An 18,444-nucleotide genomic window follows, 5' to 3' on the forward strand; every position below is an offset into this window, starting at 1 on the left:
CCTGGCCGGGCGCGGCTGCTCGGTCCCACGCCGCCCGCGCGGGCACGGCGGTGGACGGCCCTGGCTCCGGCTCACGGCCGGTTACTCCGTGAGCAGCGAGAGGTCCTGGACGGCGGGCGGGACGGTGACCGTGCCACCGTCGTCCGTCAGTGCCTGGACGGTGAACATCGGCACGTCGTCCTCGACCCGCTCCAGCATGCGGGCCGCGTGCACCGGGCCGCCGGAGACCTTCTCCACGGTCAGCGCGTAGCGGCCCTGCCCCGCGTCGGGGAGCAGGTCGTCCACGGCTGTGGTCGTGCCCTTCTTCAGGGTGTACGCCTTGGACACCGCCTCGCCGCCCTCGCTGCCCGGCGACGCGGTGACCCTGACCTCCGCCGCCTCGCCGGGCGCGGTGAGGTACAGGGTGCTGCCTTCGCCGCCCTTGGGGGCGGCCGGGCTGCCCGTGGCGGTCGTGCGGCGTTCGACGGGCGGGGTCGCGGGGATGAAGGCGAGCTCCCGGGCCCCCTTCCCGCTGTCCGCACCGTCACCGCCGTCCGAAGCGCCGTCGCCGTCCTCGCCGTCCGAGGCGTTCTCGCCGCGCAGGACGCGGACGGCGGCGATGACCGGGCCGTCGGCGGAGTCCCGCACCGGGGTGAGGACGAGCGAGGCGGGCTCGCCCCGGGTGAGGTCACCCAGGTCCACGGCGGTGGTCATACCGCTCTTGACGTGCAACGTCTCCTGCCCGGCCGGGGTGAAGGAGCTGTCCGGACCAGCGAGCCGCACGGCCAGTTCGGCGTCCTCCTCGCCCGGGGCGAAGGCGGTGAGCCGCACCCCGGTCGCGTCGGCCGGGATGCCGGGGATGACGATGCGTTCGCTGGCCCGCGCGGCCGGTGCGATCCAGTCGCCGCCAAGCTTCTCGTCCAGCGCCTGCACCTGGGCACCGACGCGGCCGGTGCGCACGGCGACGTGGAGGGTGGCGTCGGTGACCGGCTCCGGCGTGAGGGTGGACAGCAGCACCGGGACGGTGGAGTGCGCGGGGATGTTGATGCCCGAGCCGCTTTCGGTCTCGACGCGGCCGTCGGGGCCGTAGAGCTGGAGGTCAACGGTGGCCGAGGTGTCGTCGGGGTTGGTGAGGTGCACGGAGTCGTGCCGCTCCTCGGCGGTGCTGGCGCCCGCGAACCAGAAGCCGGTGTCCGGAGCCGTGCAGCGCGCGCCGTACAGGCCGCGCCCGTCGCCGCCGGTGACCGTGGTGGTCTGCTGCACCGTCCAGCCGGGAGCGAGGGCGCCGGTGGCGGTCCCGGTCAGGGCCGTGAGCTGGCCCTCGGCCGGGTACGTGACCGGGGTGCCCGGTTGCTTGAGTGCCACCTGCCGCTCGGCGTCCTCGGGGCGCTTGTCCTGCCCGCCGTTGTCCAGCGTGGAGGAGGCGGGCAGCAGACCCGCGCTGCCCTCGTCCCCCGTGCCGTCGCTGGGCGGGGTGTGGGCGGTGTACTCGGTGGTGCCCAGGTCGGAGGTGGGCGGCTGCGGGCAGACCAGTGTCGCGCGCTGCACCGGGCGGCGCTCGGCCTCGGTGGCCTGGGGCGCGGACTGACCGGCCGGGGTGGTGACGGCGGCGACACCGGTGACGGCCGCCAGCGCGGTGACCACGGCAGCCAGGGCGAGCGCGGGTCGGGTGAGGCTCACTGCTGGCTCCGGTGGTCGTCGTCCTGGGTGCCGTAGCCGTCGTCGTAGGGCTGGCGGTGGTCGTACGGCTGGGTGGAGTCGTTGTGCTGGGGGGTGCCGCCGTACCGCCGCTGATCGCCGTACGGCTGGGGGGCCGGGTCGTAGGGCTGGCGGTGGTCATACGGCTGGGAGGTGGCGTACTGCTGACCGGGCTCGTACGGCTGGGAGGTGGCGTAGTACTGAGGGTTGGCGTCGTACTGCTGCTGGTGGCCGTACGGCTGGCCCTCGGGGTACGACGGCTGCAGGTCGTACGGGCCGGGCTGGGAGTATCCGCTCCAGTCGTCGTGGGGCTGCTGCCGCGGGATGTAGGGGGCGCCCTGGGGCTCCCCGTCCGGCGCGGGCGGCTGGCCGGAAGCGGGCGGCGGCGCCGCAGCGGGCGGTTCAGCGGGCGTGACGGGCTCGGCGGCCGGGGCGGACTGCTCGGCGGCGGCGCGCAGGCGGCGGGCGCGGCGGCCGTCCCCCTCGGCGGCCTGGGCGGGCACGGTCGCGGTGGCCGCGTCCGGCAGGTCGTCGTCCACGTGCGTGCGCCGTCCCGGCAGGGCCAGCACCAGCACGACGAGCAGCAGGAGGCCCTGCCCCCACACCCACACCGTGCGGCTCAGCGGCGTCTCGTAGGTGACCGTCACCGGCCCGGCCTGCGGACCGAGTTCGAAGCCCTGCGCCCAGCCGTCCACCGTGACCGGGGTCAGCGAGCGGCCATCCTGCGTCGCCTGCCAGCCGGGGTCGGCGGCGTCGGCGAGGCGCAGCACGCGGCCCTCGGGCCCGGCGGGGAGCTCGGCGCGGACGTCCACGGGTCCGGCCGGGACGGCGACCGGCTCCGCGCCCGCCGCCACGACCGTGACGCGGGCGATGGGGGCACCCGAGCCGTCGCCCACCCGCCACAGCTGGCCGCCGTCCTGCTCGCTGAGCCGTTCCAGGTCCGGCGTGGCGTTGAGGACGTCCACCATCTCGCGCGACTCGCCGCCGCGAACGAGGACGTACCGGATGCCGAAGCCGCCCAGCTCCTCGCGCTGGTCGGCGCCGGAGCCCGCGACGAGGTTCGCCACGAGCTCATCCAGCCGTGCGGACGTTCCGGCGGCGCGCGCGATGTCGCCGTCCCCGAGCCGCACGCCGGAGCCACGGACGAGGGTGTAGCGCACGGCCTGCCCCTCACCGCTGTCGAGGACGAGCGTGCGGGGACGGTCCACGGTGTCGCTCTCCTCGGCGACGAACGCGGGCACCCGCACCGGGTCGCGGCGCTCCAGCGGCCCGTCGGCACCGGCCAGCATCCAGCTCACCGCGCTCACGGCGGGCGCCAGCGCGGCCAGCGCGGCGACCAGCACGGCCACCGGCTGCCGCCACCCGAAGGACTGTGCCGCCACCCGGCCACGCGCCCCCTCCGCGCCCAGCACGGCGGCACCGATGAGCGCGAGGCCGTAGACGAGGGTGGCAGGCCCGGCCCAGGTGGACCCGGCCGACAGCACCGCGAACACCAGCCCGGTCAGCGCCGCCGCCCACGCGGTGAGGATCGCCGGACGCCGCTCGGCGCGCAGCAGTGCGGCGAGCGCCGCGCCCAGCAGGCCCAGCAGCAGCAGTCCGCCGTGGGTGCCGGGGCCGCCGGGGTTGAGCGCGAGCAGGCCGAGGGGGGTGGCGGCGTGGCCGTCGTAGGGGAGCCCGGCCTCGTCGAGGAAGGCGGACGGGGAGGTCAGCAGCGTCAGCGACCAGGGGGCGAGGAGCACCAGGGGCGTGGCCAGCAGGAGCAGCGCGCGGACGGCGTGCCCCCGGACGCCGCCGGAGCCGCCGGGGCCACCGGAGCCGCCGGAGCCGCCGGAGCCGCCGCGCAGCCGTACCGCCAGCGCGGCCAGGGTCAGCACGAGGGCGACGGGCCACACGACGGGGGTGAACGCCGTGGCCAGGGTGAGCAGCAGCGCGCACGCCCACAGCGCGCGCCAGCCAGGGCGGGCGGGGCCGGAGCGGGCGGGGCCGAAGGCGGCGACGGCGGTGCGCGCCAGCGGCGGCAGCAGCACGGCCAGCACGGCGGTGCCGATCCGCCCGGTGGCGAGCGCGCCGGTGGCGGCCGGCAGGAAGGCGTAGGCGACGGCACCCCAGGCGCGCAGCAGCCGGGAGCCGACCAGGGCGCGGGAGGCGAAGTAGGCGGAGATCCCGGCCAGCGGCACCGAGCACACCAGCAGCAGTGTCATCGTGAGCCCGGTGCTGCCCAGCAGCAGGGTCGCCAGCCCGGCGAGCAGCGCGAGGTAGGGCGGTGCCCACTCGGCGGCTCCGACGCCGACGGGGTGCCAGGCGTCGGCGTAGCGGGACCACAGCTCGGCGGCGCCGCCCGGCGCGGGCAGCAGGGCGCCCCCGGCCAGCGCGCCGCCGCCCAGCAGCGCGCGGCAGGCGATGAGCGAAACGAGCAGCAGCAGGGCGAACAGCACCGGTCCCGGCTTGCGGGCGACGCGCTTGAGCCGGGCGAACTGCTCGATATCCAGGAAGTCGGCGTCTTCCGCTCCCGGCCCGCTCTCCACCGCCCCGCCGTGCCGCCCGGCGGGTGCGGTCTCGGGCTCGGTACGGCGGCTGATGCTCGCCGCGGCCTGCTCGACGGTGGCGCGCACGGTCGCTCCGGGCGGCGGGAACAGCGGGCGCAGTTCGCGGTGTTCGACAGGGCGTCCGGAAGCACGTGCGGCGGGCGGCGTACGGCGTCTGCGCCGGGCGGCGAGGACGAAGCTGGGGCGCAGCAGCACCCGGGACAGGCCGGTGATCTCGTCCAGCGCCTGTCCCGGCACCTTGCCGATGACGTACGCCAGGGTGCGCACCAGGGTGCCGAGCACGAGCCGCAGCAAAACCCACGGCAGCGCGCGCCCCGGGGTGTTGGCCAGCAGCGTGTAGACGGCGCCGGACTTGTCCACCCGGTGCGCACCGGCCACGCTCCGGCCCGCGCAGTCGATGGGCCGCCGCTCCCGGGAGGCCGCCTCGGCGTGCCGCAACACGGCCTGCGGGGCGGCCAGCACCTGGTGCCCGGCCGCCTGCGCGCGCCAGCACAGGTCCACGTCGTCACGCATCAGGGGCAGGCGCCGGTCGAAGCCGCCGAGCTGCTCGAAGACGTCGCGGCGGATCAGCATGCCCGCGGTGGAGACGGACAGCACCTGCCGCACCTGGTCGTGCTGGCCCTGGTCCTGCTCGCGCCGGTCCAGCCCCGTCCAGCGGCGGCCGCTGGACGCGATGGACACGCCCACTTCCAGTAGTTGACGCTGGTTGTACCAGCTGCGCAGCTTGGGTCCTACGACGGCGGCCGACGGGCTGGAGTCCGCGACGCGCAGCAACTCCAGCAGGGCGTCGGGCTCAGGCGCGCAGTCGTCGTGCAGCAGCCACAGCCAGTGCACGGGTTCGCCGTGCGGGAACTCGGGCAGGTCGTAGGTGTCCATGCGCCACCTGCGGCCGACCGGGTCCCAGGCACTGGGGCGCTTGAGGTAGGGCAGGTCGTCCGGGGTGAGCGGGGGCGCGCTGCGGGCCGCCTCGCCCACGGCGGCGCCGAAGCCGGTGCGCCGGGCCAGGTGCAGCACGCGGTCGTGGCCGATGGCGTCGCCGACGAGCTGGGCGGAGGCGTCGGCGCTGCCGGTGTCGGCGGCGACGGTGTCCTGCACGGGCCGGGTCTGGCCGAGGAGGCCGGCCAGCGCGTCCGGGAGCCAGCGCTCACCGTCGTGGGAAACCAGCACGGCCGTCACGACGTGCTGGGGGAACTCGGGCGCGGCCTGCTGCTCGTACTGGGCCGCCGACTGGCTGTGCACGCTGTGGCCCCGGATGGGTGGGTGGATCGACGCGCGGTGGCGTCGTGGACGGCCCCACCCTAGTAGGCCGTTCGCGTGCGGTCGGCTGTGCGGCGGGGGTTGACCCCCGGGAGGGTGGCCCCGCGCGGTTGCCCGGCTCCCCTGCGGGGGCCAGGGGCGAGGTGGGCGAGCCGCACCCGCGTCTCCGTTCCCGGCTTCCCCGGCGGGGGCCAGGGTCTGCGGCCCTGCCCCCACGCTCCCCCGCCAGGCGGCTGGGGAGCGCCCCTATGGCGGGCCATGGCGTCACCGCCGTGGGGCGGGCAGGCGGGTGGGGCAGATCGTCAGATCGTCAGATCGCGGCCTTCTTCAGGCGGCGGCGTTCGCGTTCGGACAGACCGCCCCAGATGCCGAAGCGTTCGTCGTTGGCAAGGGCGTACTCCAGGCATTCGGAGCGGACCTCGCAGGCGAGGCAGACCTTCTTCGCCTCGCGGGTGGAGCCGCCTTTCTCCGGAAAGAAGGATTCCGGATCCGTCTGCGCGCACAAGGCGCGCTCCTGCCAGCCGAGCTCCTCGTCCGCTTCTAGTACCAGCAACTGCTGGAACGGCTCGGTCATGTGTGCGCCCCTCGTCGTCTTTACGTCCCCGTGATGCCGTTGTGATGAACCCGCGTGAACGACACGAGTGAAATTACAAGTGCGCCGATCCGGGGCAGTCAAGCCGGGTTCTGCTAGAGCGCCCGTTATTCACTCTGCGGAACCAAGGCGCCACAGAAAGTGTTGAAATCACCACAAACTATGACAGCGGCGATCTCGGCTTCGCGGGCTACCGGTGCCGTCATGGGTGAGACTCCCGGTGGCGCCACGAACGTTCCGCACCGCGCTCCGAAGCGACCGGGATCACCAACAGGTCACGGAAGCGCAACGGCGTCCGTGTACGCGGATGCAGCGCATGTATCCCCGCAACCGGCGCACAAACCTTTCGGCAGCGCGGCTCACTGGATGGAGTGACTTCCATCGCCCAAACCCCGCAAGCGGTTGACAGCGTGGCGCGGCACCCGCTCTCCTTGCTCCCATGGCCTTCCTGTCGGTGCCGTCGGTGTTGTCGGGGCTGTCGGTCCTGCCGGTGAGCACCCCGGCGAGCCCCGCTCGCGTCCAGACCCGCGTTCGCGGGTCGCTCGGTGCTGCCCGGGGCCGCTGTCGCTGTTGTCGTTGAGGCGCGTCTCCCTCCGTCCTCCGCTTCAGTTCCAGCCCCCGCCACGAACAGGAATCCCGCACGTGAACAGCGACGTCGAGATCGCCGGTGACCCGCTCGCCCTGGCCCACCGGCTGCCGCCCGTCTCCGCCCACCCCAGCACCGTCGCCGGGTTCGCCGGGCTCGCCCACGCCCTCGCCGCCGACCGCGCGAGCTGGGCGCCCCTGGTCCGCTACGACGCCACCACCCGCTGGTACCACCGCCTGCGCACCGGCCCCGGCTACGAGGTGTGGCTGCTGAGCTGGGTGCCGGGGCAGGGCAGCGGACTGCACGACCACGGCCCCTCCAGCGGCGTCCTCACCGTGCTGGACGGTGAGCTGACCGAGCACGCGGGCCCCGTGACGCGCACCCTGGGCACCGGAGCCCAGCGGGTCTTCGCCCCCGGGTACGTGCACGAGGTGGTCAACGACGCGCTGGAACCCGCCGTCAGCCTGCACGTCTACTTCCCGGGACTGACCCAGATGCCGATGCACGCCCCGCAGTGCACGCCGCTCGCCCGGGACGCCGCACGGCACGCGGAGCGGGAGACCGGGCCGCACGCCGGGCAGGCCCACACCGTCGGCTGACCGGACAGTGCGGGCCTGCCCGGGGCTGACACACTGTGCGGCATGCGCATTGTGGTTCTGGCCGGAGGCATCGGCGGCGCCCGGTTCCTGCGCGGCCTCAAGCAGGCCGCGCCCGACGCGGAGATCACCGTCATCGGCAACACCGGTGACGACATCCACCTGTTCGGGCTGAAGGTGTGCCCGGACCTGGACACCGTGATGTACACGCTCGGCGGCGGCATCCACGAGGAGCAGGGCTGGGGCCGGGCGGAGGAGACGTTCACGGTCAAGGAGGAGCTGGCGGCCTACGGCGTCGGCCCCGAGTGGTTCGGCCTGGGCGACCGGGACTTCGCCACGCACATCGTGCGCACCCAGATGCTCGGCGCGGGCTATCCGCTCAGCGCCGTCACCGAGGCACTGTGCACACGCTGGCAGCCGGGGGTGCGGCTGCTGCCGATGACCGACGACCGGGTGGAGACACACGTCGTCGTGGACACCGCCGAGGGCCGCAAGGCGGTGCACTTCCAGGAGTACTGGGTGGGCATGCGCGCGGCGGTGGACGCGCACGCGGTGGTGCCGGTGGGCGCCGAGCAGGCCAAGCCCGCGCCCGGCGTGCTGGACGCCATCGCCCAGGCCGACGTCGTGCTCTTCCCGCCGTCCAACCCGGTGGTCAGCGTCGGGACGATCCTGGCCGTGCCGGGGATCAGGGAAGCGATCGCCGGGGCCGGGGTGCCGGTCGTCGGCCTCTCCCCCCTCATCGGCGGTGCGCCGGTGCGCGGCATGGCCGACAAGGTGCTGGCCGCGATCGGCGTGGAGGCCACGGCCGCCGCCGTCGCCGCGCACTACGGCTCGGGCCTGCTGGACGGCTGGCTGGTCGATACCGCCGACGCCGGCACGGTGCCCGGGGTGGAGGCCGCCGGTATCCGCTGCCGGGCCGTGCCGCTGCTGATGTCGGACGCCGACACCACCGCCGCCATGGCCCGCGCGGCGCTCACGCTCGCCGAAGAGGTGCGGCCGTGACCCCGGACGCGCCGCCCGCCTACCGGGTGTGGGCGCTGCCCGGCATGCCGGAGGTGCGGGCGGGCGACGACCTGGTGCAGCTCATCGCCGACGCCGCCACCGCCGACGGGCTGCCGGGCCTGGCCCACGGAGACGTGCTCGTCGTCACCTCCAAGATCGTCAGCAAGTCCGAGGGCCGCGTGGTCCAGGCGGCGGACCGTCAGGCGGCGATCGACGCGGAGACGGTGCGCGTGGTGGCCCGGCGCGGTCCGGCGCGGATCGTGGAGAGCCGCCACGGGTTCGTCATGGCCGCCGCGGGGGTGGACGCGTCCAACACCCCGGCGGGCACCGTGCTGCTGCTGCCCCAGGACCCGGACGCCTCCGCCCGCCGCATCCGGGACGGGGTGCGGGAGCTGCTGGGCGTGGAGGTCGGCGTCGTCGTCACCGACACCTTCGGCCGGCCCTGGCGCGTCGGCCAGACCGACGTGGCGATCGGCGCGGCCGGGCTGCGCGTGCTGAGCGACCTGCGCGGCGGCACCGACCGCCACGGCAACCCGCTCGGCGTCACGGTCACCGCCGTGGCCGACGAGCTGGCCGGGGCGGGTGAACTGGTGAAGGGCAAGGCGGACGGGCTGCCCGTCGCCGTCGTGCGCGGCCTGCCACAGCACGTGCTCGGCGAGATCCTGGACGCGCCGGACGACGGCACCGGGGCCGCCGCGCTCGTGCGGGACGCGGGCGAGGACATGTTCCGGCTCGGCACCTCCGAGGCCGTGCGCGAGGCGGTGTCGCTGCGCCGCACCGTGCGCGAGTTCACCGGCGAGCCGGTGGACGGCGCGGCCGTGCGGCGCGCGGTGGACCTCGCCGTCACCGCGCCCGCGCCGCACCACACCACGCCGTGGCGGTTCGTGCTGCTGGAGAGCCCGGGGGTGCGGGAGCGGCTGCTGGACGCGATGCGGGACGCCTGGGTGGCGGACCTGCGGGCGGACGGCCGGAGCGAGGAGTCGATCGCGCGACGGGTGCGGCGCGGTGACGTGCTGCGGCGGGCGCCCTACCTGGTGGTGCCCTGCCTCGTCGCGGACGGCGCGCACGCCTACCCGGACGCGCGGCGGGCGGCGGCCGAGCGGGAGATGTTCGTGGTGGCGGCGGGCGCCGGGGTGCAGAACCTCCTGGTCGCGCTGGCCGGTGAGGGGCTGGGCTCGGCCTGGGTGTCCTCGACGATGTTCTGCCGCGAGGTGGTGCGTCAGGTGCTGGACCTGCCCGCCACGTGGGACCCGATGGGCGCCGTCGCGGTGGGCCGGGCCGCCGCCCCGCCCCGGCCGCGCCCACCCCGCCCGGCGGCGGACTTCACCGTCGTGCGGTAAGGGCGCGCCCCCGGGGCGGGTGGTGAGACCGGGACGGCCCGCCGCCACCCGCGCGGCGCGTGGCGGGCCGCGTGCGCACGGCCGCGAACGGACCCGGACGGGCCACACCGTGCGGGCCACACGTGCGGGGTCACAGCAGGGCGATGTCCTGGTCGTACATGCGCGGCGCGCGGCGCGGCATGGCCGGGCCAGCCGCCAGGATGAGCCGCGCCGCGCGGTGGCGCTGCCCGGTGTAGGGGGCGAGGAGGGCGAGCATGCCCGCGTCGTCGGTGTCCCGGCGGCCGGTGAGCGCGTAACCGACCTGACGCGGCAGGTGCAGGTCGCCCACGGTGATCGCGTCCGGGTGACCCATGGCCCGTTGCAGCGTCTCGGCGGCCGTCCACGGGCCGATGCCGGGGACACGTCGCAGCCGGGCGAGCGCGTCCGGCAGCTCCAGCGCGGTGGCTTCCTCCAGCCGCCGGGCGACGCGCACGGCCCGCAGGACCGTCGCCGACCGCTTGGCGTCCACCCCGGCCCGGTGCCACTCCCAGGACGGGACGAGCGCCCAGCCGCGCGGCTCCGGCATGGCGTACAGCCCCTCCGGCCTGCCCTCGGCGGGCGGTCCCGGCGCCGCCTCGCCGAAGCGGCGCAGCAGGCGGCCCCAGGCGCGGTACGCCTCGTTCGCGGTGACCTTCTGCTCCAGGATGGCCGGGATCAGCGACTCCAGGACCAGGCCGGTGCGGGGCAGCCGCAGCCCCGGGTTGCGCCGGTGCGCCTCGCGGGTGAGGCGGTGGTGGGCGGTGAACTCCTCCGGCCGGTCCCCCGCCCCGAGCAGCGCGGGCAGCCCCTCCAGCGCCCACGGTGCGCCCGGCCCCCAGGCGTCCGCGCGCACGCCGTCGGGCCGCTGGCGCAGGCGCAGGGTAACCGGGCCCTGCGGCGTCCGGCTCGCCCGCCACACCGTGCCGGAGCCGATGCGGCACGCCGGGTCGTACGGGCCGCGCCGCAGCACGCTCAGGCTGCGGCACAGGTCGTACGGGCCGGGCGGGACCCAGGTGCGGGTGAGGGACACGCGGAACAGGTTAGGGGTTCGCGGTGAAGCAGCACGGTGCTTCCCCGCAAGCCCTTGGCGTACGCCGGTCAGGCGCAGTCGGCGGAGAAGCGGACGGAGGCGGCCGGGATGCGGGCGTCGCACCAGACGCGGATGCCCTCGCGCAGCTCGTTGTCCGCGCCGACGGTGGCGCCGTCACCGATGAACGCGCCGTCCAGCACGCTGCGGGCGCCGACGCGGGCTCCGGCGCCGACCAGCGAGTCACGCACCACGGCACCGGGTTCGATGACGGCGCCGTCCAGCAGCGTGCTGCCCTCCACCCGGGCGCCCGCGCCGACCTCGGCCCCGGCGCCCACCGTCGTGCCGCCGGTGAGCTTGGCGTCCGGGGCCACCCGTGCACCGTCGATGACCAGGTGTTCCCCGCGCCGCCCGGGCACGGCGGGCGAGGGGGCGCGGCCCAGCACCAGGTCGGCGGAGCCGCGCACGAAGGCGTGCGGGGTGCCCAGGTCCAGCCAGTAGGTGGAGTCCACCATGCCCTGCAGGTGGGCCCCGGCCGCCAGCAGACCGGGGAAGGTCTCGCGTTCGACGGAGACGGGACGGTCGCCGGGGATGGTGTCGATGACCGAGCGGGTGAAGACGTAGGCCCCGGCGTTGATCTGGTCGGTGACGATCTCCTCCGGCGTCTGCGGCTTCTCCAGGAAGGCGGTGACGCGGCCGGTGGCGTCGGTGGGGACGAGCCCGAACGCGCGCGGGTCCTCGACCCGGCTCAGGTGCAGGGAGACGTCCGCGCCACTGGTGCGGTGGGTGTCCACCAGCGCGCCGATGTCCAGGCCGGTGAGGATGTCGCCGTTGAAGACGAGCACCGGGTCACCCGGGGCGGAGTGCAGGCGGGAGGCCACGTTGCGTATCGCGCCGCCGGTGCCCAGTGGCTCCTCCTCGGTGACGTACTCCAGGTGCAGGCCGAACGCGGAGCCGTCGCCGAAGTAGGGCTCGAACACCTCGGCCAGGTAGGAGGTGGCGAACACGATGTGCTCCACCCCGGCCGCCCGCGCCCGGGCGAGCTGGTGGGTGAGGAAGGGCACGCCCGCCGCCGGGATCATCGGTTTGGGGGTGCGTACGGTCAGGGGGCGCAGTCTGGTCCCCTTGCCTCCGACGAGGAGGATCGCTTCTGTCACCGTCGTCCTGCTTCCTGCCGGGGGGCGCCTGAACGTTACTGCCGGGTTGGAACGGCGGCCAGTGTAGGCGGCGGCGCGGACGACGGGGACCCCGGACGGCGAAATCCGGGGCCATTGTCGCACGTCAGCACACGTCAGCGGCCCTGGAGGCGGGCGGCGAGGGCGCGGATGGAGGGGAGCGCGGCGTAGAGCTTGTCGCCGGGGCAGGCGGTGTTGAAACCGTCCCGGTGGCCGGAGATCGTCTTCAGCGTGACCCTGCGGCCCTTGGGGTACTTGCCGCCACCCGAGGTCAGGGTGACGCTGCCGTTCGGGTGCGGCGCCCGGTGGATGCCCAGTTTCCAGCCCAGCAGCTTGGCCACGCCCTCCCGCGCCGCCTTCGACGGGGCGACCGCGCCGTAGCTGCCCAGCACGGCGACGCCGGTGGTGTTGGAGTTGAAGCCGTACGTGTGGGCGCCCATCACCGCCCGCCGGACCCCGCCAGCCCGGCCCTCGTAGATCTTGCCGCACTTGTCCACGAAGAAGTTGTAGCCGACGTCGCGCCAGCCCAGGCTTTTCACGTGGTACCGGTAGATGCTGCGGATCACCGCCGGAGCCTCGGAGCAGGCGTAGCCGTTGCTCATCGCGGTGTGGTGCACGAAGGCGGCCTTCACCGTGCGGGTGTAGAGGTACTGGCTCTCTCGCAGACTCTCGTCCGCGCCCCACCCGCGCCGGGTGACGATGCCGGGCCGGGGGCCGACGTTGTCCATCGCCTCCTCAGCCCCGCTGGCGTCCTCGGGGAGGCTGGAGAGCCAGCCCTCGGCGAGGACGGGGGAGAGCGAGCCGAGTCCGGCCAGGCGGGCCTCCAGCAGCTCGCGGGCGACGCCGGGGGCGGGCTCGGCGGGCGGTGCGAGCGAGCGGTCGGGCACGGCGGTGGCCTGGGAGCCGGGGCCGGTGCCGGTGTCCGCCTGGCTGGCGGACTGCTGGGGGGCGGCCTCGGGGATGCCTCCGGCTGAGGCGGTCACTTCCGGCGCGGTGGGGGCGGCGTTCGAGGCGGTGGGGGCCGGGTCCAGCTCCACGGGGGCGGCGTCGCCCGTCCCGGCCTCCGCGTCCGTCGTCCCGGCTTCGGCGTCCGTCGTCCCGGCGTCCGCGTCCGTCGTCCCGGCGTCCGCGTCCGTCGTCCCGGCGTCCGCGTCCGTCGTCCCGGCTTCGGCGTTCTGCGGGCTCTGTGGGCTCTGCGGGGGGAGGTAGTCGCCTTCCCGCAGCTTTGGTGTGGTCGCTTCCTCGCCCGGCGCCGGGGCGCCGGGTCCGGTGCCGGGGTCCACGAGCTCCAGCCGCAGCCCGGCCGGAAGCTCCGCGCTCGCCGTGTCCGTGCCGTGGTGAGTGTCGTGGTGCGCGCCGTGGTGCGTGTCGTGGCCGGTGCCGTGCTCCGCGCCGGGTGCGTCCGAGGGCAGCACCCGCACCGCGACCCCGTCCGAGGGGCCGACCCACAGCGGGGCGGTGCTGCCCTTCACGTCGCCCGTACGGCGCTCGGCGGAGCCCGGGTCCGGGGCGTCGTCCGTGTGGGTGGACAGGTCCTGCCAGTCGGACCAGGCTCCGGTTGCGGCGTCCCGGGTGCGCACCTGAGGGTGCCCGTGCAGACTCTGTTCCGGGTTCTCCCAGACCATGCCGAGCAGGGAGAACGGTTCGACGGTCCGCCGGGTGAGGCCCGCTTTCGCGCCCGCCAGCTCGGTGGCCGCCCCGCCCGCGCGGTCAGCGGTCGCGCCCGGGTCGAGGGGGGTGAGGGGGAGCGAGCGGGTGTCCGCCGGGCGCTGGGCTGCCTGCGTCCCCGGGGGCTGCCGGGGCTCGTTGACGGCGGCGGCGGTGGAGGCGAGGGGGACGAGGAGTGCGGCCGAGCAGACCACTCCGATCGAGGACGAGAGAAGTGCACGCATAGTGACGATAATGGACATATACCGTCACAACTGTCTATTCATAACATGACGCTCTTTTGCCCTGACACCATGTCAACATCCCTCACACGGCTGACAGGCTGACGCCCGGCCAGAGCAGGCGAGCCGTACCCTGGCGCGCATGACCGACACCGACCGCACCCCCGCCGACCTGCTGAGATCCGCCCTCACCGAAGACGCGGCCCGCCCGCTGGTGACCTTCTACGACGACGCCACCGGGGAGCGCGTCGAACTCTCCGTCGCGACCCTGGCCAATTGGGTGGCCAAGACCGCCAATCTGCTCCAGGACGAGCTGTCCGCCGAACCCGGCGACCGGGTGGCGCTGCTGCTTCCGGCGCACTGGCAGACGGCGGTGTGGCTGCTGGCCTGTGCCTCGGTCGGCGCCGTCGCGGTACCCGGCGGCGACCCGGCCGGATCGGACCTCGTCGTCGCCGGGCCCGACACGCTGGACGAGGCGCGCGCGTGCCCCGGGGAGCGTGTGGCGCTGAGCCTGCGCCCCCTGGGCGGGCGCTTCCCCCAGCCACCCGAGGGGTTCGTGGACTACGCGGTGGAGGTGCCGGGCCAGGGCGACCACTTCGCCGCCTACGCGCCGCCCGCCCCACACGACGTCGCCCTCGTGGTGGACGGCACGGAGCTGACCGGTGCGGAGGTGGTGGAACGGGCCCGGGCCGACGCGGCGGAGCTGGGCCTCGCCCCGGGCTCCCGGCTGCTGTCCGCGCGCGGATACGGCGACTGGGCGGGCCTGTCGCACGGGCTGTTGGCGCCGCTGGCCGTAGGCGGTTCCGTCGTGCTGTGCCGCAACCTCGACCAGGTGGCGCTGGAAGCCCGGCAGGCGTCGGAGCGGGTCACGCACACGTCGCTGTGACACCGGTCCCGTCCGCCACCCGGGCGGCCGACGGGGGGCGGAGGGAACGGGGTGGCGCGTCACCCGGTTGGCCCACAGGCCCACCGGGGCGGTGGTCGGGGTCCAGCCCTGGGTTCACACTGGGCGAAGGAACTGTCCGCGACCGTCGGCTGGGGCCGTCGTGCAACCTCGTGCGGCCCTCGGGCGTCTGCCTGGGCAGCCAGTTCGTACGTACATACGTGCGTACGAATTCGGCCAGCCGCCGAGCGTGAGGGATGGACGTTGTGACCAACGCCGATGCCGAGGGAACCCCGGAGGACGGGCCGGAGCGCACCCCCCGCCCGAACACCTCCGAACGCCCGGCGTCCGGCGACGGCCCGGACAGCGACGACCGGGACGACAGCAACCCGGACGATGGCCCAGGCGACAGCCCGGAAGATCGCAGCCCGGACGACAGCGGCCCGGAGCACAGCGGCCCGGGTCACGGCGGCCCGGAACACGGCGGCCCGGAGCGCGGCGCCGACGGCACGGCCACCGCCGGGCGGGCGGCGAAGCGGCGCCGGTGGCTGAAGTGGGGAGCGCTGGGCGCGGCGGCGGTGGTGCTGGCCTCGGCCGGGGTCGGCTGGGCGCTCTACGCCACGCTGGAGGACAACATCACCACCGACAACGACACCGCCCGCATCCTGGAGGAGTACGAGGAGGAGCGCCCGGAGCCAGCTGACCACGAGGCGAAGAACATCCTCATCGTCGGCTCCGACAGCCGGCGCGGCAGCAACACCGCGTACGGCGAGGACAGCGGCACCGCCCGCTCGGACACCACGATCCTGCTGCACCTGGCGGCCGACCGGGAGAGCGCGACGGCGGTGTCGATACCGCGCGACCTGATGGTCACCATCCCGGCCTGCACCGCACGCGACGGCGCGCGCAAGGACGAACAGTTCGCCCAGTTCAACTGGGCCTACCAGTTCGGCGGCGCCGCGTGCACGATCCGCGCGGTGGAGGAGCTGACGGACATCCGCGTAGACCACCACATGGTGATCGACTTCACGGGATTCAAGAAGATCGTCAACGCGGTCGGCGGTGTGGAGGTGTGCCTGCCCGAGCCCGTCCACGACCGGGATGCCCGGCTGAAGCTGCCGGCCGGCCGGCAGACGCTGAACGGCGCGGAGGCGCTCGGCTACGTGCGCGCCCGGTACACGCTCGGCAACGGCAGCGACACCCAGCGCATGACGCGGCAGCAGGAGTTCCTGGCGTCGCTGTTCCAGAAGGTGCGCGGCAACGGCGTGCTGATGAACCCGGCGAAGCTCTACCCGGTACTCGACGCGGCCACCTCGGCGGTCACCGCCGACCCGGGCCTGAACTCGCTGGCCGAGCTGTACGACCTGGTGCGCAGCGTCCGGGATATGCCGGAAGAGGGCGTCTCCTTCCTCACCGTGCCGCGCCAGCCCTACAGTCAGAACCCCAACCGCGACGAGTTGACGCAGCCGGAGGCGGAACGGCTGTTCACGCTGTTGCGCGCGGACCGCCCCGTGGAGGTCGGCAACGAGCGGGAGGCCGGACGGGACGGCGCCGGCGGGGACGAGGAGAGGAGCGACGCCGGTCAGGACGGCACGGGGCGCGGCGAGGAGCCCGCACCCTCCCCCACCTACCGGGGCTCCACAGGCGCCGAGGGCAGTTGTGGGTGACGGAGGCGACACCCCACCCCGCGTCCGGAATTGCCGAGAAATGCCGGATTTTTGCCCGGGATTGTTGACCACCGGCATGGCTTGTCCCCGAACGGGGCGGATAGTGTGTGCGCTCGACCGACCGCCCCGACCACCGGAGCGCTCCAAGGAGAGAAGCGCGACCGGCACAACGGAGGACGCACGCGACGTGGACGCGCAAGGCCGTGGGCACGCCGGGGACATCGACCCCGCGGATCAGTGGGTGTTCAACCCCCGGACCGGCAGCTACGAACTGAGACTGCCCGGTGCCGCTGATTCCGCGACGGGCGGCGCGAGCAGCGCCTCGGCCACCCCGCACCCGCCCCGCCAGCGCAGCGGCGACACCGCCGGGCGCCCGGCCGCCGAACGGGCCGCGGGCGGCGCCGCCCGCACCGCGTCGGGCACCGGTTCCGCGGGACGCCCGGGCTCGACCGGACGCGCGGGCTCCGCAGGACGCACCGGAGCCGCCGCGAACGCCGCTGGCACCGGCACCGGACGCCGCCGGGTCACCGCCGAACCCCGTGACCCCGAGCGCCGGGTCCCCGGACAGCGCTCGCGCCGCGCCGCCGACCCGTCCGGCCCCGGTTCGCCGCACAGCCGGCGCAAGCCGAAGCCGAAGCCGTCCGGGAAGAAGAAGGCGCTGCGCTGGGGCGGCGGCGCGCTGGCCCTGCTGGTGCTCGGCGGCTGCACGACCGCCTACGTCATCATCTCCGACCTCAACGACAACATCGACAAGGTGGACGTCGGCTTCGACAACCCCGCCACGTCGGGCAAGCCGGTGAACATCCTGCTCATCGGCACCGACGCGCGCACCGGTGAGGGCAACACCGGCTACGGCGACGCCGAAAGCGTCGGCCACGCGGACACCACGCTGCTCCTGCACGTCTCCAAGGACCGCTCGAACGCGTCCGTGCTGAGCTTCCCGCGTGACATGATCGTGGACATCCCGGACTGCGAGACGAAGCAGCCCGACGGTTCCACGGAGGCCATTCCCGGCCAGCGGGGCGTGCGGTTCAACGAGAGCCTGGGCCAGAACGGCCGGGACCCCGGCTGCACCTGGAAGACGGTGCAGGAGCTCAGCGGGATCAAGATCAACCATTTCATGATGGCCGACTTCAACGCCGTCAAGACGCTGTCCACGGCGGTGGGCGGCGTCGAGGTGTGCGTCGCCAAGGACATCGACGACCCCAAGTCCCATCTGAAGCTGGACGCCGGACGGCACGTTATCGAGGGCGAGCAGGCACTCGCGTTCGTCCGCACCCGCAACAGCGTCGGCCTGGGCAGCGACCTGAGCCGCATCGAGCTCCAACAGCAGTTCCTCAGCTCGATGTTCCGCAAGCTGAAGTCCAGCGAGACCCTCACCGACCCGGGCAAGCTCTACAGCGTCGCGACGGCGGCGACCGAGGCGCTCACCGTGGATACCGGCATCGGCGACGTACAGGCGCTCTCCGGTCTCGCCCGCGACCTGTCCCAGGTCAACCCGAAGAACATCACCTTCGCCACCGTCCCGGTGCTGGACAACCCCGCCGAGGCGGTCGCCGCCACCGTCGTGCTGGACGAGGCCAAGGCGCGACCCCTGTTCGAGATGGTCAAGGCGGACAAGTCGCTGGCCGCCACCAAGAAGGACAAGAAGAAGAAGGACGACGGCCCGTCCGTCCCCAAGGCACCGGCCGAGCAGGTGCGGGTGGACGTGTTCAACGGCGGCGGCCCCATCGGCGCCGCCCAGCAGACCGTGAACTGGCTCCAGAACGAGCAGGGCGTGCCGCTGTCCACCAACGCGGGCAACGCCAGCGCGAAGCAGGAGCACACCCGGCTCACCTACGGGCCCGACCAGGCCGGGCAGGCGGCGACACTCGCCGGGCTGATGGGCCTGCCGAAGGCGGCGCTGAAGGAGGACGCGCAGGCCGGAGGCGAGGGGGTGCCGATGACGCTCGTCCTCGGTGCCGACTTCACCTCCGCCGGGACGCCGCTGGAGGCGCCGGACAACACGCCCGAGGGCGTCCAGAAGATCAACGGCGGTGACCAGGACGTGTGCGCCCAGTGACGCACGTCCGGCAGGACGAGGGGGATAACCGGTGCGACCGGTGAAGGGGGACACCGTCGGCAGCACCGGCGCGCCCCGACAGCACGGAACCGGAACGGGCATGCCCCGGCAGCGCGCGGGAGCCCGG

At 74.6% G+C, this 18,444-nt stretch carries 12 protein-coding genes; 6 read left to right on the forward strand and 6 right to left on the reverse strand.

Annotation, left to right across the window (positions count from 1 at the left end; translation table 11 throughout):
* Positions 1-81: 81 nt before the first annotated feature.
* From JJV70_RS06910 to JJV70_RS06920, 3 genes are all read right to left on the reverse strand, one after another.
* Positions 82-1,659, reverse strand: a complete 1,578-nt coding sequence (locus JJV70_RS06910; protein ID WP_308294712.1) for a DUF5719 family protein — start codon at positions 1,657-1,659, stop codon at positions 82-84.
* On the reverse strand, positions 1,656-5,462 hold the full coding sequence (locus JJV70_RS06915) for a glycosyltransferase (RefSeq protein WP_308294713.1): 3,807 nt from the start codon (positions 5,460-5,462) through the stop codon (positions 1,656-1,658). The genes JJV70_RS06910 and JJV70_RS06915 overlap by 4 nt, the downstream gene beginning before the upstream one ends.
* A 328-nt stretch (positions 5,463-5,790) precedes the next feature.
* Positions 5,791-6,054, reverse strand: coding sequence for a WhiB family transcriptional regulator (locus tag JJV70_RS06920; protein WP_219046846.1), 264 nt, complete (start codon positions 6,052-6,054; stop codon positions 5,791-5,793).
* Positions 6,055-6,714: 660 nt separating this feature from the next.
* Between JJV70_RS06920 and JJV70_RS06925 the strand changes: the two genes are divergently transcribed.
* The 3 genes from JJV70_RS06925 to JJV70_RS06935 are packed head-to-tail and all read left to right on the forward strand — an operon-like array spanning position 6,715 to position 9,596.
* Complete coding sequence (locus tag JJV70_RS06925) at positions 6,715-7,257, forward strand: cysteine dioxygenase family protein (RefSeq protein WP_219046847.1); 543 nt, start codon at positions 6,715-6,717, stop codon at positions 7,255-7,257.
* Positions 7,258-7,299: 42 nt separating this feature from the next.
* A complete protein-coding gene (cofD, locus tag JJV70_RS06930; RefSeq protein ID WP_219046848.1) occupies positions 7,300-8,256 on the forward strand; it encodes a 2-phospho-L-lactate transferase in 957 nt (318 codons plus the stop codon).
* Positions 8,253-9,596, forward strand: coding sequence for a coenzyme F420-0:L-glutamate ligase (locus tag JJV70_RS06935; RefSeq protein ID WP_219046849.1), 1,344 nt, complete (start codon positions 8,253-8,255; stop codon positions 9,594-9,596). Before cofD ends, JJV70_RS06935 begins: the two co-directional genes overlap by 4 nt.
* 130 nt (positions 9,597-9,726) lie before the next feature.
* Here the strand turns inward: JJV70_RS06935 and JJV70_RS06940 are convergent, their stop codons facing one another.
* From JJV70_RS06940 to JJV70_RS06950, 3 genes are all read right to left on the reverse strand, one after another.
* Positions 9,727-10,644, reverse strand: a complete 918-nt coding sequence (locus JJV70_RS06940) for a DNA-3-methyladenine glycosylase (RefSeq protein ID WP_219046850.1) — start codon at positions 10,642-10,644, stop codon at positions 9,727-9,729.
* A gap of 68 nt (positions 10,645-10,712) precedes the next feature.
* Positions 10,713-11,798, reverse strand: a complete 1,086-nt coding sequence (locus JJV70_RS06945) for a sugar phosphate nucleotidyltransferase (RefSeq protein ID WP_219046851.1) — start codon at positions 11,796-11,798, stop codon at positions 10,713-10,715.
* Between the two features lie 134 nt (positions 11,799-11,932).
* Complete coding sequence (locus JJV70_RS06950; protein ID WP_219046852.1) at positions 11,933-13,708, reverse strand: N-acetylmuramoyl-L-alanine amidase; 1,776 nt, start codon at positions 13,706-13,708, stop codon at positions 11,933-11,935.
* A 139-nt stretch (positions 13,709-13,847) separates the two neighbouring features.
* Between JJV70_RS06950 and JJV70_RS06955 the strand changes: the two genes are divergently transcribed.
* The 3 genes from JJV70_RS06955 (at position 13,848) to JJV70_RS06965 (ending at position 18,317) form a co-directional block, all read left to right on the forward strand.
* Complete coding sequence (locus JJV70_RS06955; protein ID WP_219046853.1) at positions 13,848-14,591, forward strand: TIGR03089 family protein; 744 nt, start codon at positions 13,848-13,850, stop codon at positions 14,589-14,591.
* Between the two features lie 263 nt (positions 14,592-14,854).
* On the forward strand, positions 14,855-16,255 hold the full coding sequence (locus JJV70_RS06960; protein ID WP_308294714.1) for an LCP family protein: 1,401 nt from the start codon (positions 14,855-14,857) through the stop codon (positions 16,253-16,255).
* Positions 16,256-16,442: 187 nt separating this feature from the next.
* The gene (locus JJV70_RS06965) at positions 16,443-18,317 is read left to right on the forward strand and encodes an LCP family protein (protein WP_219046855.1); all 1,875 of its coding nucleotides are present in this window, start codon (positions 16,443-16,445) and stop codon (positions 18,315-18,317) included.
* Positions 18,318-18,444: the final 127 nt, after the last annotated feature.

This window comes from Streptomyces sp. JJ66 (genome assembly GCF_019303495.1).
Taxonomy (GTDB): domain Bacteria; phylum Actinomycetota; class Actinomycetes; order Streptomycetales; family Streptomycetaceae; genus Streptomyces.